This is a genomic window from Streptomyces sp. NPDC057271, assembly GCF_042668715.1.
Classification (GTDB): Bacteria; Actinomycetota; Actinomycetes; order Streptomycetales; family Streptomycetaceae; genus Streptomyces.
Genome location: NZ_JBHUYJ010000033.1, coordinates 45,513 through 69,040 on the forward strand (window position 1 = coordinate 45,513; position 23,528 = coordinate 69,040).

Consider the following 23,528-nt stretch of genomic DNA (forward strand, 5'->3'; position numbering starts at 1 on the left):
GGTGAGCTCGCTGCACCAGACACCAGACACCAGAGAGGGAAGCCGATGCTCGAATCCGTCAGTCACCTGGAAGAGTTGGCCCGTGAGTGGAAGATCAACCGCGAGGACGTACTGCTCCTCGCGCTGAACAGCTGCGGGGCGCGCTCGTCGCTGGACAAGCCGCGGATGCGTTTTCGGCTGGAGCTGGACTCGCGGCCGGACGACCCGTCGTACCTGATCCTCTCCCTGGGCCGCGAGGACTCGCCCTTCGAGATCGACGAGCACGAGCTGCGGCTGCACGGCGAGCGGGTCGGCACGGTCGTCGGCATCGAGGACGACGACGCCGTGCTGGGCTACTGGCGCAACGGCACCAAGATGCTCACCCTGAACTCGAACCAGCGCTCCCAGTGCGTCGGGTGCACCTTCTGCCCGAACACCCTGGAGGGCGCCTCGGACCCGGCGATCCGCGAACTCGACCTGCCCGGCTACTTCGCCACCCTCGCGGCGAACTCCGGCATGGCAGACCTGTCGGGGGTCGAGACCGTCACGGTGTGCACCGGCTGCTTCCTCCACGAGCACCTGGCCCTGGAGCATCTGGAGGGTGTGCGGGCCGCGATGCGCAGCACCGACTGCGAGGGGACCCTGCACTTCCTGTCGTCGGTGCTCACCAGCGAGGCGGGCCTGGACCGGGCCGCCGAGCTCGGCCCGTTCCACCTGACGCTGACGGTGGAGTGCTTCACCAACCGGGCGAACATCCTCAAGCAGTCCAAGGCCGCGCTGACGGTGGACCAGATGGTCGCCACGCTCGGGGGAGCGAAGGAGCGGGGCATCACCACGGACTTCACCTACATCGTGGGCCTGGACCCGATCGAGGAGGCCGTGGAGAACCTGAAGCGGCTGGTGCCGGTGACCACGACGTTCCCGCGGTTCCAGACGTTCCAGGCCCACAACCCTTACATGGACGTCTACCGCACTCCGGGGTCGGACACGATCGAGTGGAACCTGACGATGCGCCGAGCGGTCGAGGAGCTGTTCGCTGAGACGGAACTGCGCCCGCAGTGGTGGCAGAACTACCGCTCGCCGTGGGCGTACACGTTCGCCGGTGAGCAGTTGACCGGGGCGCGGATCTGATGGCCGCGCGGGACGGCGGGGCCGTGACGGTGGTGCGGGCGGTGCGGGTGTGGCCGGTGGCCGGGCAGCCGGCCGGCCTGCCGGAGGGGTTGCCGGACGCGGTGGCCGCGGTGGCTGTGGCCCCGGCGGGTCCGTCGTGGCCGGAGCACCGGACGCGGTTCGCGATCGAGGTGGTCGGCGACGGGGTCTCGGGCTGGCACGCGCCCGTCGGGGAGGGCGTGGCGCGGCTCGTCGTGGACACCCTTGCCGACGGGCTCGTCGGGCACGACGCGGCGGCGCCGCGCAAGCTCGTCTACCGGCCGCGGGCGGGGCGGCACCAGCAGGGGGCGCACGCCCGTCAGGCGGCCTCGGCGGTCGAGCTGGCGTGCTGGGATCTGGCGTCGCGGGCCTCGGGGCGGTCGGTGCCGGAGCTGCTGGGCGGCACGGTGCGAGCCCGGGTGCCGGCGTACGCGTCCGCGCTCGGCCTGGACCCGGCTCACCCGGATGCGGTGAAGGCGGCGGCGTGGATCGCCGAGCAGGGGTTCTGGGGGCAGAAGTGGCCGCTCACCAAGGAGCTGCTGCGCCAGGGGCCGCGGGCCGTCGCCCGGGTGCTGGGGGCGCTGCGGGAAGCGGCGGGCGAAGGCCGATTCATGGTTGACGGGCTGCGCCGGTGCCGGCTGGACGAGGCCCTGGCACTGATGCCCGTACTGGCCGACTTGGAGGTCGCGTTCGCCGAGGAGCTGCTGGAGCCGGGCGGCTTCGCCTGGGGCAGGGTGCGGACGGCCGGGGTCGGGGTGCCGATGGCCGCTGGTGAGCACGCGGTCGACGAGCACGAGCAGATGCGGCTGCTGGCCGGCGGGGCGGTGGACGTGTGGCAGACCGACCCGGGCTGGTCGGGCGGGCTGGCCCGTTCCCTGCACACCGTCGAGGTCGCCGCCGATCTGGGGATGGCGACGTTCCCGCACGGCGACCGGCTGTGGGCGGCGCTCGCGCTGGCCGCCGCGTGCTGCAGGGACAAGGTCCCCGCGGTCGAGTGGCACCTGACGCTGGAGCCGCTGCGGCAGCAAGTGTTCACTGAGCCGGTCGTCGTGGAGGCGGGGCTGCTGCCGTCGAGCCCCGGGGCCGGGCTCGCCCCGCTGCCGGTCACCTCCTCGCCTCTCCCGGCGTGGGAGGTCGGGTCGTGAGCGGCCGGGTGATGTGGGCCGGGGTGCGGGCGGTCTGCTTCGACATGGGTGGCACGCTGGTGCGCCCGGAGCCGGTGGCGACGACCGGCCAGGTCGCCGAGGTCCTCGGCATCTCCTTGGAGGAGGCCCGCGCCCTGATGGGGCGGAGCGCCAAGCGTCGTCTGGTCACCCCGCAGGACCTGGCGCACGAACTCGCGGCCGGCTTCGGGCGGCCCGGGCTCACCGGGCCGCTCACCGAGGTGCTGGAGCGGGCCCGGAGCCGGGCCGAGGAACCGCAGCTGTACCCGGACGTGCCGGACATGCTCGCCGAGCTGCGGGCGAGGGGCTACGCCCTGTACGCCATGACCAACTCGCTGGGTTCCTCAGTGCCCGAGCAGGATCCTCCCGCGTTCCGCGAGCTGCTGGACGGCGTCTTCTACTCAGCGCGCACCGGCGCGATTAAGCCCGAGCCGGAGGCGTTCGCCGCCGTCGAGCAGGCCAGCGGGCTGCTGCCGGGAGAGCTGCTGCACGTCGGCGACTCGATGAACGCCGATGTTCACGGGGCCGCGGCGGCCGGCTGGCACACGGCCTGGGTGGACCGGCACCACACGATCGGCCCACTGACGCCGACCGCCCTCACGCTGCGCCTGCACTCCCTCAACACCCTCCCTCTGCTGCTGCCCGCCCAGGCTGCGGCGGAGACGATCACATCGGAGGTGGCCGGCTGATGGAGCCGTCCCGTACGTCCCACCCGGCAGCGCCCCCCGTCCACGACCCGCTGACCTCGTCCGTGCCACTGTTCGACCCCAGTCAAATGCCGCTGCGCACCTGGTGCGAGGGCAGCCGCGAGGACGCGGTCACCGGCCTGGTCGCGTTCCCCGACTTCCACAGCCACATCCCGCGCTGCCTGGCCGCCGCGCTGGACGAGGGACGGCTGGTGGCGCTGGCGATCGGGGACGTCGACGGGTTGAAGGACCACGTGGAGCGGACGAACTCCACCAACCTGACCTCGTACGGCCACCTGGCCGGCAACGAGGTCATGGCGACCGTCGGGGCGACGACCCGCGCGTGGTTCCGCGAGCAGCCCTTCGACTCCGGATGTGCGGCGACCTTCGGCGGCGACGAGGTGATCCTCGCCGCCGTGGTGGACGACGCCGCTCAGTTCCACCAAGCCCTCGGAGTGCTGAGGGACCGGCTCGGCGCCGTGCTGCCGGTGACGGTCTCCTTCGCCCTGATGTTCGTCACCGCCGGCGACCTGCCCGCCGAGCGGGAGCGGAGCTGGAAGCACGCCTTCACCGACTCCCTGCTGGCGGCGGTGGACCGGACGCTGTTCACTCACAAGGCGGCGCGGCGCGCTGGGGGCGGCCAGGGCGGCATCATCGCCGTCACCCGACCGCCCCTCCCGTCCGAGCCCGACCTGGCGGGGCCGGATCCGATGGTCCTGGTCCCGCTGCCAGCCGCGTCCGACGTCGTCCATGTCGTGGCCCGGCCGGAGCGGATCGGCGGCCGGGACTTCCTGCTGCTGCCCTGCCACGGGCCGGTCGGCCAGCGCGGCGCCCAGCTGCGCGTCACCTTCCCGACCGGCAGCTCCAAGACCGTCGTCGCCTACGCGCTACGCGGCCAGGCCGCGGTGCCGTACGCGGCCGTCACCGACGGTGTGACAGGAGTGCCGCTGACGGTGCGGGGCGTGCGGGACCGCGCCCCGCGCAGCGTGCCCGAGGACCTGGCCGCCGCCCTGGAGCGGGCCGGGCTGGACTGGAGCGCGGTGCCCGCTCACGAGCAGGCGCAGATCCTCCACCTGATCACCGAGGCCGGCACGGAGGAGATCCGGGCCGGGCGGGTCACCGCCGCCGTGGACGCGGTCGCCGCCCGGAAGGGGGCGGCACGGTGACCAAGACCGCCCGGCTCCCCGGGTCCGCCGCCGTGGCGGGCCCGGGCGACTTCTCCGACTGGAGCCAGGCCGCCGCGCACGCCGCGGCCAGTGTGCCGGACGCGGCCGTGACGGCCGCGTGGCGGGCGCTGAACTACCTGTGCGCCGCGCAGCTGTACCTGAACGACAACGTGCTGCCCGCCTGGCCGCTGCGGGTGGAGGACGTGAAGGAGGCGCCGAGCGGGCACTGGGGGGTGTGCCCGCCGGTGAACTTCATGCTCGCTCACCTGGGGCCGCTCACCGCCGGACGTCCCCCGGGCAGCGAGATCCTCATCGTCCATGGCGCCGGGCATGCCGGGCCGTCGGCGCTCGCCCACGCCTACCTGACGAAGACCCTCACCCTGACGGGCAACGGACCGGGCTGGTCCGCCGACGACATGCGCGCCCTCGCCGCGGGCTTCCCCCACACCCGCGCCTACGGCGGGGAGATCACCCCGCTGATCCCCGGCGTGCGCTACACCGGCGGCCAGCTCGGGCCGGCGCTCGCCGTCGCGCAGGGCATGGTCCTGGACGCCCCGCACCGCCTGGTGGTCGCGCTGCTCGGCGACGGAGAGCTGGAGACCGGCGCCGCCGCGGCCGCCTGGACGGCCCGGCGGGCGCTGTTCGGGTCCGGACTGCACGGCGCCGTACTGCCCGTCGTGCTGGCCAACGGCCTGCGAATGGGTGGCCCCTCCATCCTGTCCGGGCTCGACGAGAACGAACTGCGCGCGTACTTCACCGGCCTGGGGTACGAGCCGTTCCTCCACGACGGCTCCGACGCCGCCGGCTTCCGGACGGTCCTGGCCGAGGTGTTCGCCAGGCTGCGCCCACTCGGTGTCGCCCGGCCGCAGCCGGTCATCGTCCTGACCATGCCCAAGGGCGCGACCGGCCCCGAGCAGGTCGCAGGCCGCCAGATCGCCGGAACCCCGGCCGTCCACAAGACCCCGCTGAAGAATCCCGCCCGCAACCGGGAGGAGTTCGCCGTCCTTGCCGCCTGGCTTGCCTCGTACGAGCCGGCCGAGCTGTTCACCGACCGGGGGCAGCCATCCGACCTCGTACGGCAGGCGCTGCCACACCCGCTGGCCCGGCCCCGCCCCGCCCCACCGGTAGCGCCGCTCGCCGTCCGGGGAGAACCGGCGTGGCCGCTGGTCAGCGCCGTGATCCGCGAGCGCGCCGCCGCCGGTTCGTTCCGCCTGTTCAGCCCGGACGAGGCCGCCTCCAACCGGCTGCGCCTGGCCGACGCCGGGGACGACCGGCTGCCGGAGTGGGCGAGCGAGATCCTTAACGAGGAGATCTGTCACGCCTGGCTCCAGGGCTACACCGAGACCGGCCGCGACGCGCTTCTGGCCACGTACGAGGCGTTCGCGGCGGTCAACACCAGCCTGCTCGTACAGCACCTCAAGCACCGCAGCGCGCGGACCGCGACCGGCATGGGCGGGCTACCGAACATCAACTACCTGATCACCTCGCTGGGCTGGCGCAACACCTACACCCACCAGAATCCCGGGCTCGTCTCCGCGATGCTGGAGACCGAGAACCCCACCGTGCACGTCTACACCCCGGCCGACGCCACCCGCGCGGCCGCGACCCTCACGGCCATGCTCACCGGGCGGGATCGGGCGAACTTCCTGATCGCCGACAAGCACCACAGGCTCACGTTCCCGCCGGACACCTTCCACGAGGAGATGACGAACGGCGCCGCGATCTGGCCCCACCTGAGTAATCCCGATCAGGAGCATCCGGACATTGTCCTGACTTCCGCTGGCGACGTCGCGGCGCGCGAGCTGTCTGCCGCGGCCGGCCGGATCGCCGCCGCCCGTCCGGACACGCGCATCCAGTACGTGCACATCAACGACCTCACCATCCTCGGCCAACCGGACACCTGGCCCGCCGCGCTGCCCGACGGCACCTTCGCCCGCCTGTTCCCGGCCGGCGTTCCCGTGCTGCTGGCCACCGTCACGCAAGCCCCGGCCGTACGGGCCCTGCTCGCCGCCCGCGGCGAAGCCGCCCGGGTCCGGGTAGTCGGCTACCGCGACCCCGGCCGCCCCCTTCCGTCCGCCGCCCTGCTGGAGCTCTGCGGCATGTCCGCCGCCGCGCTCACCGCCCAGGCGCTCTCGATGCTGAAGGAGCCACGATGACCACCTCGTCGTCCACACCCGACCCGAAGCAGCTGGCCGCCTTCGACCACGACGGCCTCCTCATCCTGCGCGGCGCGCTCTCCCCCGAGGTCCGCGACCGCGCGGCCGAGGCCGCCGTACGGCTCCTCGCCACCGACCGCACCGTGGGCCGGGACCGCTCGGTCGATGGCAAGGACGGCTTCCGTGGCGTCGTCGCCCTGGACGACGCCTTCCTACCGCTCGTCGCCAACCCGGCCGTCCTGCCCACCCTCGTCGGCCTGCTCAGCCCGAACATCCACCTGATGTCGAGCAACCTGATCGCCATGCCGTCCCTGCCCGACGAGCAGCGCAGCATCCGCGTGCCGTCCCGGCACGGATGGCACCGCGACATGTCCTCCACCGTGGCCGACCTCGGCGTCGAGCACACGCCCCGCCTGGCGATCAAGGTGGCGTACTTCCTCACCGATCCAGGACCGGACGCGGGGTTCACGATGTTCGTGCCCAGCAGCCACACCCGTACCGGGCCCGTCGCCGTCCCCCAGGGGGACATCGACCCGCCCGGCGCGATCACTCCTGACATCGGCCCGTACGACGTGGTGCTCTTCGAGAACCGCACCTGGCACGCCGGCGGCCTCAACCGCTCCGGCCACGACCGGTTGGCCGTGATGATGCAGTACGGCTACCGGTGGCTCAACGCGGTCGACGACCCCGCCCCCGACCTCCCCGGCCAGCCGGACCTGAGCGCCGTCGAGCGGCAGCTCCTCGGCGCCCGCGACCGCCACGCCGACGGCTCCGTCGCCCGCGAGGGCTCCGGCGCCCACCCCCTGGCCGACTGGTGGAAGCACCTGAACACCTCCCCGGCTCGTTGACCGATCACCCGCCCCTGACCGCACCCCCGCGAGAGACTGGACCCGTGACCCCCTCCACCCCCTCGTACAAGCCCGAAGAGCTGTTCGCGTCCACCGCGCCGTATTACGCCGCCTTCCGGCCCCGCTACGCGCCCGAGTTCTACACCCTGCTCGCCGACCGCTTCGGCCTGGACGGCACCCAGCGTGTCCTCGACCTCGGCGCCGGCCCCGGCATCATCGCCCTCGAACTCGCCCCGCTCGTCAGCGAGGTCGTCGCCGTCGACCCCGAGAAGGGCATGCTCGAAGAGGGCCGCCGCCTGGCCGCCGAACGCGGCATCACCAACATCACCTGGCGGGAGGGCGACTCCACCACCCTCCCGGCGATGGACATCGGGCCCGTGCTCCTCACCGTCATGGGCGCGGCCTATCACTGGATGGACCGTGACCAGGTGGCCCGCGATCTCGACCGAATCATCGAGCCCGGCGGAGCGATCGTCCTCGCCTCCGGCGGCGCCCCCGGCGACCTGGAGCCCGCCCCCTGGCTGCAGGTCGTCGACGAGGTCCGTACCCGCTACCTCGGCCCCGACCGGCGCGCCGGCTCCGGCACCTACACCCACCCCAAGGAACGCCACCAGGACGTCCTCGCCCGCAGCCCGTTCTCCCAGGTCGAAACCGCGCGCTGGGACCACACCCTGACCCGCACCGTGGACGAGGTCATCGGCTGGGTCTTCAGTCTCTCCTACTCCAGCCCCGCCCAACTCGGCGAGAAGAAGGACGCCTTCGAGCGCGACCTGCGCGAGGCGCTGCTCGCCTTCGCCCCGTCCGGACGGTTCGACGAGGTGATCCGGACCGAGGCGGTTATCGCCACCAGGCCCTGAGCGCCCCGCCGCCGCGGGCGCTATCCACGCAGCCCCACTCGGGCCGTACGCGGCGCCCCAGAACGCCGCTCTCACCTGGCGTGCCAGGCCCGCACGGGGGGCCCGGACACCGCCAACCGGCTGACGGAGGTGCTGAGCGTCGCGGTGTGAACGGCGGACGGCAGCGGAACCGCTACGGGACCGTCTCCTGGCAGTGGATGCACCGCCGCGTCGCCTGTCGAGCGGTGTTGCCTTCCGTGGCTACAGCCGGGTACGTCTCGCTCAAGCGGCCCCAGAGCCCGGTCGGCGGGTCAGGGATCCAGCCCCAGCCCGGCGCCTTCACCAGCTCCTCGTAGGGGTGGTCGCAGGCGCCGGGCAGGTGAGCACACCCTGTGGGCGAGATCAGGATCGTGTCCGCCGGGAACCCTCGCCATTCCCGCCTGGGCAAGGACATGGACCGCGCCCTCGGAACGGCTCCGTTCGTCGGGCAGCAGCACCCCTGCCCGACGATGAGTTCGCATCGCTCGCAGCGTTCTTCCTTCACAGCCCCCGCGTCCCCTCACGCCGTGCCGGTCGTCGCGATCCGGTAGACGATCTTCCCATCGAACTCGGCGAACCCGAGCGACTTGTAGAACGCGCGGGCGACGGGGTTGTCGCGGTCCGTCATCCACTCCACGCGGCCGCACCCGGGGCGCGCGGCGGCCAGGGCCCGGAGCTCGTCCATGAGGCGAGCGCCGATGCCCTGGCGGCGCAGGGTGTCGCGGACGTACAGCTCCTTCAGGAACAAGGAGTGCGTGGAGCCCGCGGCCGGCCAGAGGAAGGAGTAGGCGGCGAGCCCCACGATGTCCCCGGCCACGTCCTCGACCAAGAGAGCCGAAGCCAGCGGCGCGGCGCCGAACAACGCCTCCTCCACCTGCGCGCGCCGCTCTTCGAAGGGCTGGATCTCGGTCGATCCGTAGAACCGCTCGATCTCCTCGATCAGTTCGGCCACCGCGTGGACGTCCCGCTGCTCGGCAGGTCGGATCGTCACCGTCATGGACAACTCCTCGTTCCTCGTTCGTCTTTCACTTCGCTCACTGGCTCCAACGCTCAGCACCTCGGCGGTGCTACGCCCGCCGTCTCATGGAGACTGCGCGGCTGGCGCGTACGCGTCCCACCCGCTCGCACGCAAGGAGTCCTGGACGTGGCGGATCAGGTACTCCAAGTCCGCGCAGTAGACGGAGGGGTTCTGGTAGCCGCGAGCGGCGCTGAAGCGGTGCGGGAGATAACCGCCACCGCAGACCTCCACCAGTGGGCAGCTCTGGCACTTCTCCGCGAGCGCCGCCCGGCCGTATGCCCGGTGCAGGAGCTTCGGATGACGCGACGCCTCGTCGAACGAGTGCTGGAAGACGTCGAGCCCGAGCTGGGACGCGCCCTCCTCGACGGAGCGCAGCGTGTCCACGCCTTCCAACGTCCCGTCGGACTCGATCACGATGCTCGTCGGCGGGGCCAGGCCGAGTGTCTCCACGGCACCGCGCACGCCGGAGCTGAGCGCCACGATGTCCTCCAGCATCCGGATGCTGTGCCGGTGCTCGGGCCGGGCGAGCCATGCGTCGTACACCCGGCTCATCCAGAACCCGTACTCGGGAACATAGAAGTTGTCGCGGTGCGGCGGGTCGTCGTGGGTGGCGTGCGGAAGACCGAAGTCGATGACCGGCGGCCCGAACGACGCGAGATAGTCATGGACTTCGACGGGGTCGTTGGCCAGGTCCACGACGGCGAGGAGGCCAGCGAAGAGATGCGGCCGGTCCCGAAGCAGCTCGATGCCGCGAACGGCGGCGGCCGAGCTGGGCCGCCCGGTATGGGTCAGCCGGTGCCGGTCGTTCGCGGTCGGGGGCCCGTCGAGGCTCACGCCCACGACCACCCCGTACCTCTCGAAAAGGTCGAGCCACGCCTTCGTGAGGAGCGTTCCGTTGGTCTGGAGCTCGAAGCGGACCCTCACGTCCGCCGGGATGCCTTCGCGTACGGCTTCGAGGAGCTCTGCCACGTGCCGGCGGCCAGCCAGCAGCGGCTCCCCGCCGTGCAGAACGACGTGGACGGCCGGCAGGCCGTGCGCCATGGCGTGCTCGCCGATGCGCCGGCCTGCCTCCCTCGCCACGTCCACGCCGAGCCGGACGGGCAGGTGCCGCCACGACTGATCCTTGGAGTTGAAGACGTAGCAGTAGTCGCAGTCGATGTTGCAGCGGTTCGCGACCTTGAGGATGAAGGTCCGGAAAGGTGCGGTCTCTTCGCGCGAGGTCATCGAGCGTCGGCGCTCAGAACCACCAGGGCCAGATGAGAGACGCCGCGTGAGGCCCCTCGGCGAAGCCGTCCCCGGCGGACTTCTCTTCGTCGAGCCGCTGCTGCACACGGGCAGCAAGGCGCTCCAGGACGGCATTGCCCTCGATGGATTCGGGGCAGGCGGGCGGCGCGAGCATGGGCGTACGTGGCGACATTCAACGCTCCTCGTGGTGTGCGACGGCGGTTGAAGCGACAGACCGACTCGGCACCGTAGCAGTGCTGTTGTCGTCGGCGGTATACGGATTCCGGCCAGGTGACGACCGGCCTATCCGGCTCGTGGGGCGAGCAGCTCTTCGAGTTCCTGGGCCGCCGCATCGACTCCGAGCCGCCGGTAGAGGGCGGCCGCGTTCCGCAGGGCGTCCTCGGCCCGCGCGGGCCCGGCCGAGATCCGGTCGCAGCGGCCGATCCCTTCCAGGGCCCGCGCCTCCTCCAGCGGGGAGCGGATCTCCCCGGCCAGCACGAGGGCCTGCTCAAAGTACTGCCGCGCCTCTTGGGTGTCGCCGGACGCGCGCAGCAAGGTCCCCCAGTGGTTCAGCACCTCAGCCTCGCCACTCCGATCCCCCAGCTCTCGGTGGAGCTCCAGGCTCCGCCGGAACGCCTCGCCGGCCTCCTCCCGCTCACCGAGCGCCGCACGGGCGGCGCCCAGCTCGCTCAGGGAAGCGGCCTCCCCACCGCGGCTGCCGAGATCGCGGAACGCGCTCAGAGCCTCCTCCAGTACCCGGACCGCTTCCGTGGCGCTCCCTGACACGCGCTCCAGCGCCCCCAGGTTGCGGATGCTGTTCGCGCGTCCGAACCGCTCCCCGAGTTCGGTGAAGCGCTCCAGCGCCTGGTCGTGCGCCTCCCGGGCGCCGACGACGTCGCCCGTCAGCCTCCTCACGACGCCCAGCTCGTTGAGCGCGTACGCCTGGTGGGTCCGGTCGTCGAGCTCCACGTAGATGTCGTACGCCTCTCGGTGTCGGCGCTCCGCCTGCTCGTACTCGCCCGTGAGTCGGTGCACGACGCCGAGGTCCCTGAGGGAGTTCGCCTCCCCGTACCGGTCGTGGAGCTCCCGGTAGATCGACAGCGCCTCGCTTTGGGCCTCCACGGCGGCGTCGAACCGTCCGGTCTGCCGGCGCACCATGCCGAGATCCGCGAGCGCGTTGGCTTGCCCGAGCCGGTCGCCCACCTCGCGGTAGAGAGCGAGAGCCTCGGTCTGGGCACGTGCGGAAGCCTCGTTGTCGGCGGTCATGAGCCAGACGATGCCGGCCTGGTTCAGCGCGTCGGCCTTGCCGCGCCGGTCGCCCGCGGCCTCGTACTCCTCCACCGCCTCGTTGAGCGCCTCGACCGCCTCGGGGTAGGCGGCCATGAAGCGCCGTACGACTCCAAGCTCGGCGAGCGCCCCGGCGAGGGCTTTACGGTCGCCGGTATGCCGGGCGGCGTCGGCGGCTGTCCGATGGAGCCCGACGGCCTGGTCCCACGGGCCGGCCTGCCGCAGGAACGGGGCCATGGCGGCGGCCATGCGGATGACGAGCTCGTGCAGGGCGAGACCGCTCGCGCGCCGAATGCAGGCGAGGACGTTGGCCCGCTCGTTCTCCAGCCAGCCGAGGGCCGCCGCACGGGACTCCATGCGCGGGGTCTCCACCGAAGCGGCTTCGTCGGGCCGTGTCGGTGCGACCGCGCCTCTTCGGACGAGGTGCCGGTTCGCGGCGGCGAGAGCGGCCAGGTAGTAGAGGCACACTCGCTGAACGGCCTGGGTCTGCTCCATACTGCTGCCTCCCTCGTCGGCGAGACCACGGGCGAAATCACGTAACAGATCATGAAGCCGGTACCGGCTTCCCGGATGTTCGTCGATCATGTGGGCGTCGTACAGCGCGTCGAGCTGGTGCCGAGCCTCCGCCATGGTCACCCCACCGAGCGCGGCACCGACATAGGCGTCAAGGTCGGTCCCAGGGTAGAAGCCCAGGCCGCGGAAGAAGCGCCTGTGCTCCTCCTCCATGTCCTGGTACGACAGCTCGAACGTCGCCGCCACCGCCCGCTCCCCGGCCCGCAGCTCCCCCAGCCGATCCCGCGCGGCCAACAGGCGCTCGCGGAGATCCTCCGCGCCCCACGACGGGTGGTGCCGCAGCCGCGCGGCGAGCAGGGACACCCCCAGCGGCAGATACCCGCACAGCCCGACGAGCTCCGCGACCACGTCCCGGTCGAGCGACGCCGCCGGCCGCCCACTGAGCCGTACGAACAGATCGACAGCGTGATCCGCCGGCAGCGCCTCCACGGGCAGCACCACTTCCTCCTGCGCCGCCAGCCGCTTCCGGCTGGTCACCAGCACCAGACAGTCGCCCGCCCCAGGAAGCAGCGGCTCCAGCTGCCGGTAGCTGGCCGCGTTGTCGAGGATGAGCAGCGCCTTCTTCCCCGCAAGACCGCTACGCCACATAGCGGCCCTCGCCTCAGTGACCGCCCCCACATCATCACCGGCCGGGATCCGCCCCGCAGGCACCCCGGTCGCCGACAGCAATGACGCCAGCGCCTCGCCGGCCTGCACGGGACTCCGCCCGGTCGTGTGCCCGTTGAGGTTCACGAACAACTGCCCGTCCGGGAACCGCTCCGCCAGCACATGCCCGGCGTGCACGGCGAACGCCGTCTTCCCCACCCCCGGCATCCCGTCGATCACATGCACCGGCAGCGCCTCACCACTCTCCTGCGCCGCCCGTACCGACCCCACAAGCGCCGACAGCTCGGCGCCACGGTCCGTGAACGCCGCGGTGTCGCGCGGCAGCGCCCGCAACACGAGCGCGGCTCCCGGCGGCTCGGCCTCGTTCTGGGGCGCCGACTCGGGCTGCCGCACGGGCGTCCGTGAATCCGACAAGGCGGCCAACACCGTCATCACCACGAGCAGCCCCCCGAGCAGCACGAACGAGAACCAGGCATGCCTTTGCAGCCACCCCAGCCACCCCGGCCACTCCGACTCGGACACCGCGTTCGTAACCAGCCCCACGAGCATGGTCGTCACGACCCCGCCGGCGGCCACGACGGCGATCGAGATCCCGCGTCGAAACCTCATGCGCGATCCGCCCATTCGTTGGGGGAGCGAGTCTCTTCTGCTGGCACGCCACTCACGCGACACAGCGCTCCAAGATCAGGACCATTCACGAAGCCCCCCGAGTTCGACGCCCAACTGCCCAAGGGGACCAGCGGAGGCGACCTCGGTCAAGGTCACCGAAGCGCCATAACGCGTCCGGATCCAGCCCTGCGAGATCACGACATCGGCCTGCCCTGAAATCCCTGAGGTTGATCGGCTCCAGCGTGAGAGGCTGATCAGTTATGTCAGGTCCGTATGAGAGGTTCACGCAGATGGCCGAGGCAGAGCTTGAGAGGCGCGAAGGCGACGACTCCAAGGATGGCTGGTATCTCCTCGCATACGGCGATGAGTACTTCGTCAGTCGGCACAACCGCATCGAGTTCGTCGACTTCGAGTACCGCCTCTCCTCTCTCGCCTGGCTGCGCGCCAAGATCGCGAAGAGCATCGATGCGGAACTGACCGAGCTCCGTGAGGCGCGGGAGAGTGGGAGTCACAGGGTCGCTGGGTGGGAAGGGGAGAGCGACATGATGCTCGACGAGTCAACGTACGTACTCGACACAAGCACACGCCAGATCAGCGCCGGCGTCATCGTCGTGGCTGCCGTCGCCGCACTCGAGTCCCTGATGAATCGGCTGCTCGACCAACCGGGCGACGAGGATCTCCACAGAGCGGGTCTCACCCGAAAAGCCCGAGTGCTCGCCGAGCGCTGGCAGGACAGCGTCGATCGCCAGGAACTCGAAGATCACGTGTCGTGGCTGAGGGAGCGCCGCAACTCGTTCGCGCACCGTCTCATCGACAACGTCGACCCCCAGTGGCGAAGCCACCCGGCCACGTGGGACTTCGACGACGAAGCGGCCGATGAGGCACTGGAGAGAATCAGCGCTGCCGCCTGGCTGCTGGAAGAGGGCTGGGAACAGCACCTCACCAGCCAGCGCGCTGATGCGCGATACGTACCCTGACCAACGGCAGCACACGATGGGGGAGCGAGTGCGTGGACGCGTCCGAACTGGCCGAACTCCGCACCATGTACGTCTTCGGCCCCGTCGAGGGTTCCACCTGGGGCCTGACCTACGAGGGGATCGAGGCCAAGCTGCGTGAGCGGGAGACGGACACGTTCGTCCGTATCGACGAGGGGGACGAAGACCCCGTTCGCGGGTCCGTCATGCACTTCGGCATCACGGTCGGCGAGGAGGAGCTGGAGGGCATGGCCAAGCTGCCCCCGGAAGGCATCGCCGTCGAGGACTGCACGGCCCTTGCCGCAGCGGAGTTCGTCCGGTGGCTGTGGGGAAGCGTCGTTCCGGACGGCAGCAGCATCACCTTCAACACGGAATGGGGCCTGGAAGCCGACCTGCCCGACGCGCTCGTCCCCGACCTCCCCCGTCCACGCCTCGTGGCCACCTTCCTCGCCCACCTTGAGGCCACCGGCGGGCTGGACTGACAGCGAGCATGCCCACGGGGATCATGGTCACATGAGTGACATGCGAAGGGTCTCGGCACCATGACAGAGAAGACCTCCCGCGCCTCGGGCGACGAGGCTGTCCGCGACGCCGGCACAGTTGGTGCTCCGGTCGTCCTGGGCAACGAGCCCGGCTCGTTCGCCCGGGGTGTGCTGGCCCAGCGCCACCCCGCCCTCATCCGGCAGGTGCGGGACGCCTTCCCGTACGGCCGCCGGCAGCACGAGGCGCTCGACGCCCTGCTGGACGAGATCACCGACGGTGTCGTCCAACCACTCGCCCTCGCGGACCACGACCACGAGCGCTGGGCGGCCTGGGGGCAGGAGCACTTCGGGCGCTCGTGGTACGACGCTCCGTTCCTGTGGGCGGAGAGCTACTTCTATCGCAGGCTCCTGGGCGCGGTCGGGTACTTCGGTGCCGGTCCGTGGGAGGGAGTCGATCCCTTCGCGCCGTTCAAGCAGGCCGAACTGCGAGGCGACGCGGTGGAAGGGGAACTGCGGGCTCTCGACGCGCTCGCGAGTGCCCCGGCCGAGGAGCGGGCCACGGCCCTCCTGCACGCCTCGCTCTGGGGCAACCGCGCGGACCTCGGCTTCCGGGTCTCGGCGGGGGAGCCAGCAGTGGATGACGCCGCAGTCTCGGCCCTGGTCGCCGACGACAGCGCCACACTGTGGCAGCTCCTGCCCGCCGGTGCCTCGGCCACCATCGCTGTGGTGGCCGACAACGCGGGACGTGAGCTGATTCCCGACCTCGTCCTCATCGACCACCTCCTCGAACACGGGCACGCCAAGCGGGTCGTACTTCACGTCAAGCCCTACCCGTACTACGTCTCCGACGCGATGACCGCGGACGTGGTCGACTGCCTGCGCCGCCTCACCGAGGCACCCGGCGAAGCCGGCCGGATCGGCGGCCGACTCTGGAAGGCCATGGCCGCGGGAAGCCTGGAGGTTCGCACCCACCCGTTCTTCTGCGCTCCACTGCCGTACGAGGAGATGCCCGAGGACCTGCGGAAAGAGTTCGCGGATACCGAACTCACGATCCTGAAGGGCGACCTCAACTACCGCCGCCTGGTGGGCGACCGGCTGTGGAACCCGACCGTGCCGTTCGCCGAGCGCACGGCCTACTTCCCCGGGCCCGTCGCGGCGCTCCGGACCCTGAAGTCCGACGTCATCGTCGGCCTGGAGCAAGGAACGCTGGACACCCTCGAACGGTCCGGGGATGCCTGGCGCACGAGCGGTACCCAGGCGCTGATCCAAGTGCGACCGTAGACCTGAGAGCGCGGGCCGACTCCGTATCGCTCGGCGACAAGGGATACGACTCCGACCCCAACCGCCGCGAACTGCGCAGGCGCCGGATCCTTCCGGTCATCTCCCGCAGGAGCGCCCCGAACATCGAGGGGCCAGGCGAGCTCCGTTGCGGCGTCGAGCCGACCCTGCTCCACCAGTTCAAACGCCTCGCTGTCCGCTGGGAACGCCGCACCGAACTTCACAACGTCTTCATCTCCCTCGTCTCCAGCCCCATTTGCCGGAGGCGAATCAAGAAGCAGGGCGGCGGACCGGCCTCCCTTCAGAAGCATTCAAAATTCAATCAACGCGCCGTCACTCAATTTCGATCTTGGGATCCAGATTTCGAGACTGTCGCGCTTGGGTGACCTTCACAACAGCCCGTCCTGCATGGATCGCACTTTCCTCCTTGTACGATTAGGCGTAGACAGCGTGTGTCGGCCGACCGCCACGCACCCCAAGCACAAGCTCCTGGCTACTAGCGCCTCGCGGGCTGGCAGTGAACACCTCAGTGGCATTTCAATGGAGCAACGATGCGTTGGCGTAGTGACCCTTCACGGCGCGCCCTCGTGAAAGAATGTGAGAGCCTGCTCGCCGATCTCCCTATACCCGCTCCTTTCAGTGTCGAGGCGCTGGTGCGGAATATGGAGGGCGCGTTGGGGCACCAGATTCGGCTGGTGCCACTGGATGACACCGACGGTGGCCTGGGCACGGCATGCGGTCTCCGGGTCAAAGCGCCGGAGTTCACGATCATTCTCTACCGCCGCCGTTCAAGTCGCAATCAGACCGAGCACATCATTCTCCATGAGCTCGCGCACGAGTGGCTGAACCACGGGACCTCCCTGACGGATGCAGAGATCGAGCGATACGTCCCTGAGCGCATTCGTCAGGAAGTTCTTCGGCGATTCCCGTCGGCCCTGATCCAAGGGCGTGTAGATTTTGGCAGCCCTGAGGAGAAGCAGGCCGAGCTTTCGGCTTCATTGATCAAGCGGCTGGCGCGCCGTCAGTCGTTCACCGGAGATGACATGGTCAGCCTCCTGGAGCATTCACTTGCCCATCCAGTCGCTGCTCCACCGAGGCGACGACTCTAGCCGCGATCGACTGGCGACCGCTGAGGCACGGCTCCCGTCCCCACGACTTTCGCCGCATCGCGCAGTCCACCTATTGGCAATCAAGGCTGCGGCCGACTGGCCTTCCGGGCCAGCGTGCAGCCGGCGCAGATACCCACTGGTTCCGTGTTCGACTACATCAAATACCTGACTGCGGCTGTGATGACCCTCATCGCCGTATGGCGATTCCCTGCAGTTCGGTACGCCGACGCTCACCGCCGGGCGCTCTGGGGCGGTTATGCGGGATTCGCCGTAGCGCTTTGGCTCTACACGCCAGCAGCAATGGATGCAGTGGATCGCATTCCTGTGGTGGACCTGAGCGCCCTACTCAGGCACTTTGCCAGTACCGCGGCGATCATCGCGGCCCTGACCTACGTCGCCACCAGCTACGGGAAGAGCTCGGAGACGGTCGTACCCCGGCACGTAGCGGTCTCCCGTCGGATCGCACGCGCGTCCTACGGGACGGGAGCGATAGGCGTCATTCTACTCACGGTCCTGTTTTTCACCGTGGTGGACCGCGACAAGCCGAGCCAGAACTTCCTCATCGACCATGCTGGGCAATGGGGGGTCGCGGTCTACATGACCGTGTTTTACTTCTTCCCGCTCATCACGACCGCGGTCTGCGGCTACCAGTGGACGAGGGCGGCGCGACGGGTCGAGAACACGAGCATGCGTGTTGGGCTGGGTTTGATGGGGATTTCCATGTGGATGGGTCTGACCCACACATTGGCGCGTATCGCCATCCTTTGGGCTGCGGTCGCATTCCCTCTAAGTCCCTCCACGGTACGGCTCCTTGTCGATGCCACAGCGATATGGATGAACCTGCTCTTCCTGATCGTTGCCGTAGGTGCGAGTATTCCCACCACCCGCGCGGCGGCGGCCCGGTGGAGAGCTTGGCGCACCCTGTACAGAACTTACCCGCTCTGGTTTGACCTGGTGGATGCGTTTCCCGGGACGAGCCTGTATCCGCCGGGGCGGCGCCTTGCGGAACTCAGGCACATACGCGTCCCCATTGATGTTCGTCTGGACCGATGGACTCAGGATATTGCTGACGCTTGCGAGAAGCTGCGCTATTACGCTCCACGGGACTTGATGTTCGCCGCCGAGGACATCACCGCATCGCACCCCGACTCTGAGCCCGCCGCGGAAGCGTACTGGATTAAGGCCGCACTCCAAGCCGTCGGCACCTCGCCAGCCAACCCGTACGCCACTGCCCCTCTGAGAGAGAAACCGTTCGTCGACACCGATAGTGAAGCGGCGTGGCTTGTGCGAGTCAGTACGGCCTACTCGCAGATCACCACGGATCAAGCTCGGGAGCTTCTCCTGCACTCCATGGAGGTGGAATCCGAACCGGGTCGCTAGCCTGCTATTAGCTTCACGGTCTCATTTCTCGGTTCAGACTCCATTTCCCGACGAGCGAACCAGGCTTCATAGCGATCTTGAATGGCGGGTCGATGAGTGAGATTTGGCACCGTCCGCCGCATGAACTGGGCTGGTACCGTGGGTCATGCGGACTGATAGGTCTTGCTCCGCCTCGTAACTGCACCCCGGCCTGCGACGCACCTCTACTCCCGTCGCCACATGTAGCCGGGCAGTGACGCTATCCGGTCTGGATGGGCGTCCGAAATCTCAGCAATCTGGAGTTCTCGCATGTCCAACCGCCGCACGGGCCTCATCCTCGATTTCGGAGGCGTTCTCACCACTCCGCTGCTCCCCGCAGTGCTCGCGTTCGAGCAGCGCGAGGGCCTCCCGCAGGGAGCCTGCCTCACGGCCCTGTACAAGGACGAGGAGGGTGTCCGGATCACCAGCGACCTCGAGCGCGGAACGGTCTCCCAGACTGAGTGGAACGAGTTCGCCGGCAAGATGCTGGGCGTGCCGGCTGACAACCTGATGGGCCGCATCTTCGGCGACCTTCGTCCCGAGCCGCTGATGATCAATGCGGCAGCCGCAGCGAGGCGGGCCGGGATCAAGGTGGGCATCCTGTCCAACAGCGTTGGGCTCGCCCCTTGGGACCTGTACGACGGCTACGAGCTTGAGCGTCTGTACGACGTCGTGGTGATCTCCGAGCAGCACCTGCTGCGCAAGCCTGACGCTGAGCTCTTCGGGATCACGCTCAAGCTCATGGATCTGCCGGCCGAGGAGTGCGTCTTCGTCGACGACACCGAAGCGTACGTCCAGGCAGCAGAACAGCTCGGTCTCGCGGGAGTGCACAACCAGGACCCCCGGCAGACGGTGGCCACTCTCTCCGAACTGCTCGGCGTGGACCTCACGGCGTCGTAGCCCGGCGTCAGACGCGCGGTGGTCCGACCGGCCTCGAGGTCGAAGCCGAGCCGCTGGCCCTGCTCGCCCACACCAACAGCGAAGGGACTACGGCGATGCCCCAGCAAAGGGCATCGCCGTAGTCCCTTTGCTGTTGTCGACCACTGACGCGACTGCCGGAATAGCTCGTACCGGCCCCGGTCCACGCAGGGGTGGCTTCGTTGGTGTAACGCAGGAACGGGTGATGCCGAGTTCGGGCAACAGATGTTGATCAAGCGGGTCCAGAATGTTGTCGAGTTCCGAGAACGGTTCGCCGGGAAGCGGCGTTGTCAGTGGGTTCTGCCAGGGTGTGTTTCGTGGATGAATTTGTGGAGCGTGTCGACCGTCAAGATCGTGTCCTGGGGGTGGTCACCCGTCGACAGGCGATCCGGGAGGGCTGGCTGCATCGAATCGCTTCGACGGTGTGTCGTGATGAGCGTGGCCGGTTCCTCGTCCACCGGCGGTCGGAGCAGCTGTCGCGCTTCCCTGGGCTCTATGAGGTCATGGTCGGTGGCGCCGTGGGTGTCGGTGAATCCTATGAGCAGGCTGCCGGGCGGGAGCTGGCCGAAGAGCTGGGCATTCGTGGCCGGCCGCGCTTGCTGTTCACGTTCATCAACCGCAGCGGCCTGAGCCCTCACTGGCTCGGAGTGCATGAAGCCGTGGTTCCGGACGCTGTGACCCGCGATCCCGATGAGGTCGCCTGGCATGGCTGGCTGACCGAGCCAGAGCTTCACTCGGCCCTGTTGGAGTGGCGCTTCACTCCCGACAGCCACGAGGCCTTCAGCCGGTATCTCGTGTTTCGGACCGCGCAGTCCTGACCTTTCTCGCCTCTTCGATCGGTCCCCTCAGCCCAGGGGCTGTTGGAGGAGCACTCGCCGACGGCGTCACTGCCCGTCCTGTACCTCTGGCAGCTTGTGCTTCAGCTCTCCGACGAGCTCGTTGATTTTGGCCATCATCTCGGCAGACAGACCCCCGCTGTTGCCGCGGGCAGCCAGGCCGAGGATCTGCCCTCGGTGAATCGAGCCGAGGAAGCGGAGTGCCTCCAGGAATTCGCGGGCCGCAGGGTCGACCTCGGCATCATCTTGGAAGAGGGCTGCGTCGACCTGAAGCGCCTCAGCTAGGCCGGCACGCACCACATCAGAAGCCTCCGTCGTGGCGCCCGCACGAAGGGCGGCGATGTCGTCGGCGGTGACGGCCGCCACGCCCGCATGCTCGTTGACGATCCGTGCAATCTCCTCATCGGAGGGCGCTTCCTGACCAACGTACCCGTGCTGCAGGAGATAGTTGATCTTCTCTCCCACCGTGCGGGGCGCGGACGCATGCTCATCACGCGAGGCGCTGGGGCGAAGCCCGAACGAGCAGTCCTGGGCGGCCAACAACTCCTCTTCGGTCACCCCGTACGCCTCTGCGAGCGGCTGCACGTAAGCATCACTGAGCCGGCGCCGGCCGGATTCGGCGTTGCCCACCGGCACGCGGCTCGCGCCGATGATCGCAGCGGCCTGCGAGACGCTGAGGCCGGCGTCGCAGCGCAGGAGCTGCAGGTCCGGCGGACCGTCGTGAGGGAAAAGGACATCAAGCGACTGACCGAGCGCCGCTGCGATTGCGGGGAGCTTCTCACCCTTGGGGAAGTCCTGGCCGCTCTCCCACCGCGCGACCGTGGGGGCGCTGACGCCCACCATCTCGGCCAATTCCTTCTGGTGGAGGTCCTTGCCCCGCCGGACAGCACGCACGCGGCTGCCGTCGAACTGACGTGGCACATGAACTCCTGCGGGGTGGCGATCAGGCTGGTGGTGGCGGCCTCTGGGGTAACTGTAGCCCAGGCTTGATACATTTCCGCAACTGACGTACGTTTCCGTATCGCACCTGCTGGCCGGGCTCCGGCTCTCTATGGTGCCAGCCCTGGGGGACCTCTATGCACGTTGCGTTGTCGTGACTACTCGCGCAACGCGCCGTCGGATTCGGTCCAGTCGCTGCCGACCGGTCGTGGGACCGCCTTCCCCGAAACCGACCGTCGCGAGCCCTGTGCGAGCTGTTAGGAGCCGGGGATGGACTTGCCGCAGGTGTCTACATATGTTCGTCGTCCCCCGCCGGGCGGCGACCCGGGGAGGGACGACGCAACGAGCAGATGAAAGGCGCGAACCGATTAGGCCGTAACACGAAAACCGGCGCCCGGGAGCTACCAACTCCCAAGCGCCGGGTCGGCACCCCGAGAGGTGCCCATACACATCACGCGGGCGGCGGGGCTTTTGCACGAGAACCGCCGCACCGCGCTCCTACGAAAGACGGAGTATCGCATGCTCGCCATGCCGATCGGAACCCCGGCCTGCCCGGACGCTGGCCGCCAGCGCCGCCTCGCAGCCCAGCTCGCGGACATGATCGCGTGCGCGGCCACCATCCGGGGCAGCCTCAACGACCCGAAGCAGACGTGGCTCCACCTGCACGCCGTCGTCGACGAGGCCGGGAAGACCATGGACGTGGGCCGCGCCACCGCCAGGGGCACGGACCGCTGGATCCTGAGGGCCTGGCCGAAGGCGGACTCGACGCGACTGCACACCTTCCACCTTGCCGACGCCACCCTCACGCGCAGCGACCTGACCGCCGCCGTTCGGGGCCGCTGACATGGCGCGGATACGAACCATCAAGCCGGAGGCATTCGTCTCCGAGTCGCTCGCCGAAGTGCGCGTAGAGGCCGAGCGGACCTTCTTCGGACTGCTCACCCAGGCCGACGACCATGGTCGCCACCGCGACAACGCCGCGATCATCGCCGGGCTCCTCTGGCCCCTCCGCGCCGAGCACACCTCGGTCCACGTAGAAGACGACCTCCACCAGCTCGCGACCGCCGGCCTGATCTGCCGGTACACCGGCTGCGACGGCCGCCGGTACCTCCACATCGTGACCTGGTCCGACCACCAGAAGATCGACAAGCCGAGCCAGTCGCGTCTGCCCTCCTGCCCGCAGCACCAGGCCGCCGACCGGTGTGCGCCCTGCAAGGGCTCCTGCACCAAGCGGACCGAGGGTTCGTCTGCTGCTCCCCGAGGACTCGCCGAGACCTCGCCGAACGCTCCCCGAACCCTCGACCTGCCCGCCAAAACCACGTCGACGCCTCCCGGACACACGGGTGGGGCCTCCGCCGACTGGCAGGAAGCCGCCGACCACGCGGGCGGCGCCCTTAGCCAGGCTGGAGCGAAGAGCACAGGTCAGGAGGCATTCTCCGAGGGCTCCCCGAACCTTCCCCGAAGCATCGGAGAGGGCTCGGCGCCTGGATCTAGGATCTTGGATCCTGGATCTCTTGTCCCTACGGGGCGCATCGCGCCCGCAGCCGGCGTCTCGGCAAACCAGCTCGTCGGCGAGTACGTTGCCGCCTGCGACGAGCGCCCGCCCAGTGACGTGATCGGACACCTCGGCCGGATCGCCAAGAAGCTCCTGGGTGAGGGCATCGCGCCGGAGCACATCAGGGCCGGGCTGGCGAATTTCGCGGCCAACCCCAAGCACCCGAGCGTGCTGACCAGCATGGTCAACGAGGCCATGAACGCACGCCCCGGCGGTTTGGCACGGCCGGGAATCCGGCCTAACGTCCCCGCCCATCAGGCATGGACCAACCCCTCCAACGCCGCTGCCGCCTACGCCGAGGAGCTGTGATGCGCACCCGTCACCGCGAACCGCAGACCCTCGGCGAGGGCACCCTGGACCGGATGGCCCGGATCCTGGCCGCCCGCAACATCGACCCCAGCGCCGCACCGGCCCAGGAGCTCGAGACCGTCTCCCCGCTGGAGGCCCTGTCGGCCGGGATGCCCCCGCGCTACCGGGCCGCCGTCGCCGACCACCCCCAGGTCCTGGCCTGGGTCCGGACCGTCACCGAGGCCGCCGTCGCCCCCAACCAGGGAGCCAGGCGGCAGGTCACCACCGGACCCAGCCTGCTGATGGCCGGCGTCGTCTGACGGCGGCCATGGCAAGCTCCCCATAGGCGGCCATTTACCGCCCCACTGATGGCCACGGGTTTCCCCGCGTACGGCCAGATTTCTCCCCGCTC

Annotated in this window: 22 protein-coding genes; 17 read left to right on the forward strand and 5 right to left on the reverse strand. The window is 69.6% G+C overall.

The annotated features are described in order from the left end of the window. Nucleotides 1-45: 45 nt before the first annotated feature. The 7 genes from ACFUJR_RS17645 to ACFUJR_RS17675 are packed head-to-tail and all read left to right on the forward strand — an operon-like array spanning nucleotide 46 to nucleotide 8,004. The gene (locus tag ACFUJR_RS17645) at nucleotides 46-1,110 is read left to right on the forward strand and encodes a radical SAM protein (protein ID WP_383165500.1); all 1,065 of its coding nucleotides are present in this window, start codon (nucleotides 46-48) and stop codon (nucleotides 1,108-1,110) included. Further along, nucleotides 1,110-2,273 (forward strand): enolase C-terminal domain-like protein, encoded by a 1,164-nt coding sequence (locus tag ACFUJR_RS17650; RefSeq protein WP_383165497.1) that lies wholly within the window; start codon nucleotides 1,110-1,112, stop codon nucleotides 2,271-2,273. Before ACFUJR_RS17645 ends, ACFUJR_RS17650 begins: the two co-directional genes overlap by 1 nt. Then, on the forward strand, nucleotides 2,270-2,980 hold the full coding sequence (locus ACFUJR_RS17655) for an HAD family hydrolase (protein WP_383165494.1): 711 nt from the start codon (nucleotides 2,270-2,272) through the stop codon (nucleotides 2,978-2,980). The genes ACFUJR_RS17650 and ACFUJR_RS17655 overlap by 4 nt, the downstream gene beginning before the upstream one ends. Next, on the forward strand, nucleotides 2,980-4,143 hold the full coding sequence (locus ACFUJR_RS17660; RefSeq protein WP_383165491.1) for a hypothetical protein: 1,164 nt from the start codon (nucleotides 2,980-2,982) through the stop codon (nucleotides 4,141-4,143). The genes ACFUJR_RS17655 and ACFUJR_RS17660 overlap by 1 nt, the downstream gene beginning before the upstream one ends. Beyond that, nucleotides 4,140-6,299, forward strand: coding sequence for a phosphoketolase (locus ACFUJR_RS17665; RefSeq protein WP_383165488.1), 2,160 nt, complete (start codon nucleotides 4,140-4,142; stop codon nucleotides 6,297-6,299). The genes ACFUJR_RS17660 and ACFUJR_RS17665 overlap by 4 nt, the downstream gene beginning before the upstream one ends. Next, nucleotides 6,296-7,147: a phytanoyl-CoA dioxygenase family protein gene (locus ACFUJR_RS17670; RefSeq protein WP_383165485.1), complete on the forward strand. Its 852-nt coding sequence runs from the start codon at nucleotides 6,296-6,298 to the stop codon at nucleotides 7,145-7,147. The genes ACFUJR_RS17665 and ACFUJR_RS17670 overlap by 4 nt, the downstream gene beginning before the upstream one ends. Before the next feature lie 44 nt (nucleotides 7,148-7,191). After that, nucleotides 7,192-8,004: a class I SAM-dependent methyltransferase gene (locus ACFUJR_RS17675; protein ID WP_383165482.1), complete on the forward strand. Its 813-nt coding sequence runs from the start codon at nucleotides 7,192-7,194 to the stop codon at nucleotides 8,002-8,004. Nucleotides 8,005-8,542: 538 nt separating this feature from the next. Here the strand turns inward: ACFUJR_RS17675 and haaN are convergent. The 4 genes from haaN to haaT form a co-directional block, all read right to left on the reverse strand. Continuing rightward, nucleotides 8,543-9,019: a cyclophane-containing RiPP N-acetyltransferase HaaN gene (haaN, locus tag ACFUJR_RS17680; protein ID WP_383165479.1), complete on the reverse strand. Its 477-nt coding sequence runs from the start codon at nucleotides 9,017-9,019 to the stop codon at nucleotides 8,543-8,545. Between the two features lie 84 nt (nucleotides 9,020-9,103). Continuing rightward, nucleotides 9,104-10,264, reverse strand: coding sequence for an FxsB family cyclophane-forming radical SAM/SPASM peptide maturase (locus ACFUJR_RS17685; RefSeq protein ID WP_383165476.1), 1,161 nt, complete (start codon nucleotides 10,262-10,264; stop codon nucleotides 9,104-9,106). Nucleotides 10,265-10,277: 13 nt separating this feature from the next. After that, on the reverse strand, nucleotides 10,278-10,457 hold the full coding sequence (gene haaA / locus ACFUJR_RS17690; RefSeq protein WP_383165473.1) for a HaaA family cyclophane-containing RiPP peptide: 180 nt from the start codon (nucleotides 10,455-10,457) through the stop codon (nucleotides 10,278-10,280). Nucleotides 10,458-10,567: 110 nt separating this feature from the next. Next, the gene (gene haaT / locus ACFUJR_RS17695) at nucleotides 10,568-13,339 is read right to left on the reverse strand and encodes a cyclophane-containing RiPP biosynthesis TPR protein HaaT (RefSeq protein ID WP_383165471.1); all 2,772 of its coding nucleotides are present in this window, start codon (nucleotides 13,337-13,339) and stop codon (nucleotides 10,568-10,570) included. Nucleotides 13,340-13,629: 290 nt separating this feature from the next. On the opposite strand from haaT, the gene ACFUJR_RS17700 reads away from it, so the two are divergent. The 7 genes from ACFUJR_RS17700 to ACFUJR_RS17730 all read left to right on the forward strand — a co-directional run bounded on the left by ACFUJR_RS17700 (nucleotide 13,630) and on the right by ACFUJR_RS17730 (nucleotide 20,316). Then, complete coding sequence (locus ACFUJR_RS17700; RefSeq protein ID WP_383165468.1) at nucleotides 13,630-14,316, forward strand: hypothetical protein; 687 nt, start codon at nucleotides 13,630-13,632, stop codon at nucleotides 14,314-14,316. A 32-nt stretch (nucleotides 14,317-14,348) separates the two neighbouring features. Continuing rightward, complete coding sequence (locus ACFUJR_RS17705) at nucleotides 14,349-14,795, forward strand: hypothetical protein (RefSeq protein ID WP_383165465.1); 447 nt, start codon at nucleotides 14,349-14,351, stop codon at nucleotides 14,793-14,795. A 60-nt stretch (nucleotides 14,796-14,855) separates the two neighbouring features. After that, a complete protein-coding gene (locus ACFUJR_RS17710; protein WP_383165463.1) occupies nucleotides 14,856-16,076 on the forward strand; it encodes a damage-control phosphatase ARMT1 family protein in 1,221 nt (406 codons plus the stop codon). Between the two features lie 548 nt (nucleotides 16,077-16,624). Beyond that, nucleotides 16,625-17,182 (forward strand): hypothetical protein, encoded by a 558-nt coding sequence (locus ACFUJR_RS17715; RefSeq protein WP_383165461.1) that lies wholly within the window; start codon nucleotides 16,625-16,627, stop codon nucleotides 17,180-17,182. A gap of 144 nt (nucleotides 17,183-17,326) precedes the next feature. Continuing rightward, nucleotides 17,327-18,562 carry an MAB_1171c family putative transporter gene (locus ACFUJR_RS17720; protein ID WP_383165458.1) on the forward strand — a complete coding sequence of 412 codons (1,236 nt, stop codon included), beginning with the start codon at nucleotides 17,327-17,329 and terminating at the stop codon, nucleotides 18,560-18,562. A gap of 288 nt (nucleotides 18,563-18,850) precedes the next feature. Then, nucleotides 18,851-19,480: an HAD-IA family hydrolase gene (locus ACFUJR_RS17725; RefSeq protein ID WP_383165455.1), complete on the forward strand. Its 630-nt coding sequence runs from the start codon at nucleotides 18,851-18,853 to the stop codon at nucleotides 19,478-19,480. A gap of 335 nt (nucleotides 19,481-19,815) precedes the next feature. Next, nucleotides 19,816-20,316 carry an NUDIX domain-containing protein gene (locus tag ACFUJR_RS17730; RefSeq protein WP_383181241.1) on the forward strand — a complete coding sequence of 167 codons (501 nt, stop codon included), beginning with the start codon at nucleotides 19,816-19,818 and terminating at the stop codon, nucleotides 20,314-20,316. Nucleotides 20,317-20,382: 66 nt separating this feature from the next. Here the strand turns inward: ACFUJR_RS17730 and ACFUJR_RS17735 are convergent, their stop codons facing one another. Beyond that, nucleotides 20,383-21,255, reverse strand: a complete 873-nt coding sequence (locus tag ACFUJR_RS17735) for a helix-turn-helix domain-containing protein (protein ID WP_383181244.1) — start codon at nucleotides 21,253-21,255, stop codon at nucleotides 20,383-20,385. Nucleotides 21,256-21,792: 537 nt separating this feature from the next. Here ACFUJR_RS17735 and ACFUJR_RS17740 point away from each other — a divergent pair. Genes ACFUJR_RS17740 through ACFUJR_RS17750 form a run of 3 tightly spaced genes read left to right on the forward strand, consistent with a single transcriptional unit; the run spans nucleotide 21,793 to nucleotide 23,436 of the window. Further along, on the forward strand, nucleotides 21,793-22,116 hold the full coding sequence (locus tag ACFUJR_RS17740; protein WP_383181247.1) for a transcriptional regulator: 324 nt from the start codon (nucleotides 21,793-21,795) through the stop codon (nucleotides 22,114-22,116). Between the two features lies 1 nt (nucleotide 22,117). Beyond that, a complete protein-coding gene (locus ACFUJR_RS17745) occupies nucleotides 22,118-23,137 on the forward strand; it encodes a hypothetical protein (RefSeq protein WP_383181250.1) in 1,020 nt (339 codons plus the stop codon). Beyond that, a complete protein-coding gene (locus ACFUJR_RS17750; protein WP_383181253.1) occupies nucleotides 23,137-23,436 on the forward strand; it encodes a hypothetical protein in 300 nt (99 codons plus the stop codon). The genes ACFUJR_RS17745 and ACFUJR_RS17750 overlap by 1 nt, the downstream gene beginning before the upstream one ends. The last annotated feature ends 92 nt before the right edge of the window (nucleotides 23,437-23,528 follow it).

Coding starts and splice junctions, on each gene's coding strand:
- ACFUJR_RS17645 (WP_383165500.1), top strand. CDS start 46: ATGCTCGAATCCGTCAGTCACCTGGAAGAGTTGGCCCGTGAGTGGAAG.
- ACFUJR_RS17650 (WP_383165497.1), top strand. CDS start 1,110: ATGGCCGCGCGGGACGGCGGGGCCGTGACGGTGGTGCGGGCGGTGCGG.
- ACFUJR_RS17660 (WP_383165491.1), top strand. CDS start 2,980: ATGGAGCCGTCCCGTACGTCCCACCCGGCAGCGCCCCCCGTCCACGAC.
- ACFUJR_RS17670 (WP_383165485.1), top strand. CDS start 6,296: ATGACCACCTCGTCGTCCACACCCGACCCGAAGCAGCTGGCCGCCTTC.
- haaN (WP_383165479.1), bottom strand. CDS start 9,019: ATGACGGTGACGATCCGACCTGCCGAGCAGCGGGACGTCCACGCGGTG.
- ACFUJR_RS17685 (WP_383165476.1), bottom strand. CDS start 10,264: ATGACCTCGCGCGAAGAGACCGCACCTTTCCGGACCTTCATCCTCAAG.
- haaA (WP_383165473.1), bottom strand. CDS start 10,457: ATGTCGCCACGTACGCCCATGCTCGCGCCGCCCGCCTGCCCCGAATCC.
- haaT (WP_383165471.1), bottom strand. CDS start 13,339: ATGAGGTTTCGACGCGGGATCTCGATCGCCGTCGTGGCCGCCGGCGGG.
- ACFUJR_RS17700 (WP_383165468.1), top strand. CDS start 13,630: ATGGCCGAGGCAGAGCTTGAGAGGCGCGAAGGCGACGACTCCAAGGAT.
- ACFUJR_RS17710 (WP_383165463.1), top strand. CDS start 14,856: ATGACAGAGAAGACCTCCCGCGCCTCGGGCGACGAGGCTGTCCGCGAC.
- ACFUJR_RS17715 (WP_383165461.1), top strand. CDS start 16,625: ATGCGTTGGCGTAGTGACCCTTCACGGCGCGCCCTCGTGAAAGAATGT.
- ACFUJR_RS17725 (WP_383165455.1), top strand. CDS start 18,851: ATGTCCAACCGCCGCACGGGCCTCATCCTCGATTTCGGAGGCGTTCTC.
- ACFUJR_RS17740 (WP_383181247.1), top strand. CDS start 21,793: ATGCTCGCCATGCCGATCGGAACCCCGGCCTGCCCGGACGCTGGCCGC.
- ACFUJR_RS17745 (WP_383181250.1), top strand. CDS start 22,118: ATGGCGCGGATACGAACCATCAAGCCGGAGGCATTCGTCTCCGAGTCG.
- ACFUJR_RS17750 (WP_383181253.1), top strand. CDS start 23,137: ATGCGCACCCGTCACCGCGAACCGCAGACCCTCGGCGAGGGCACCCTG.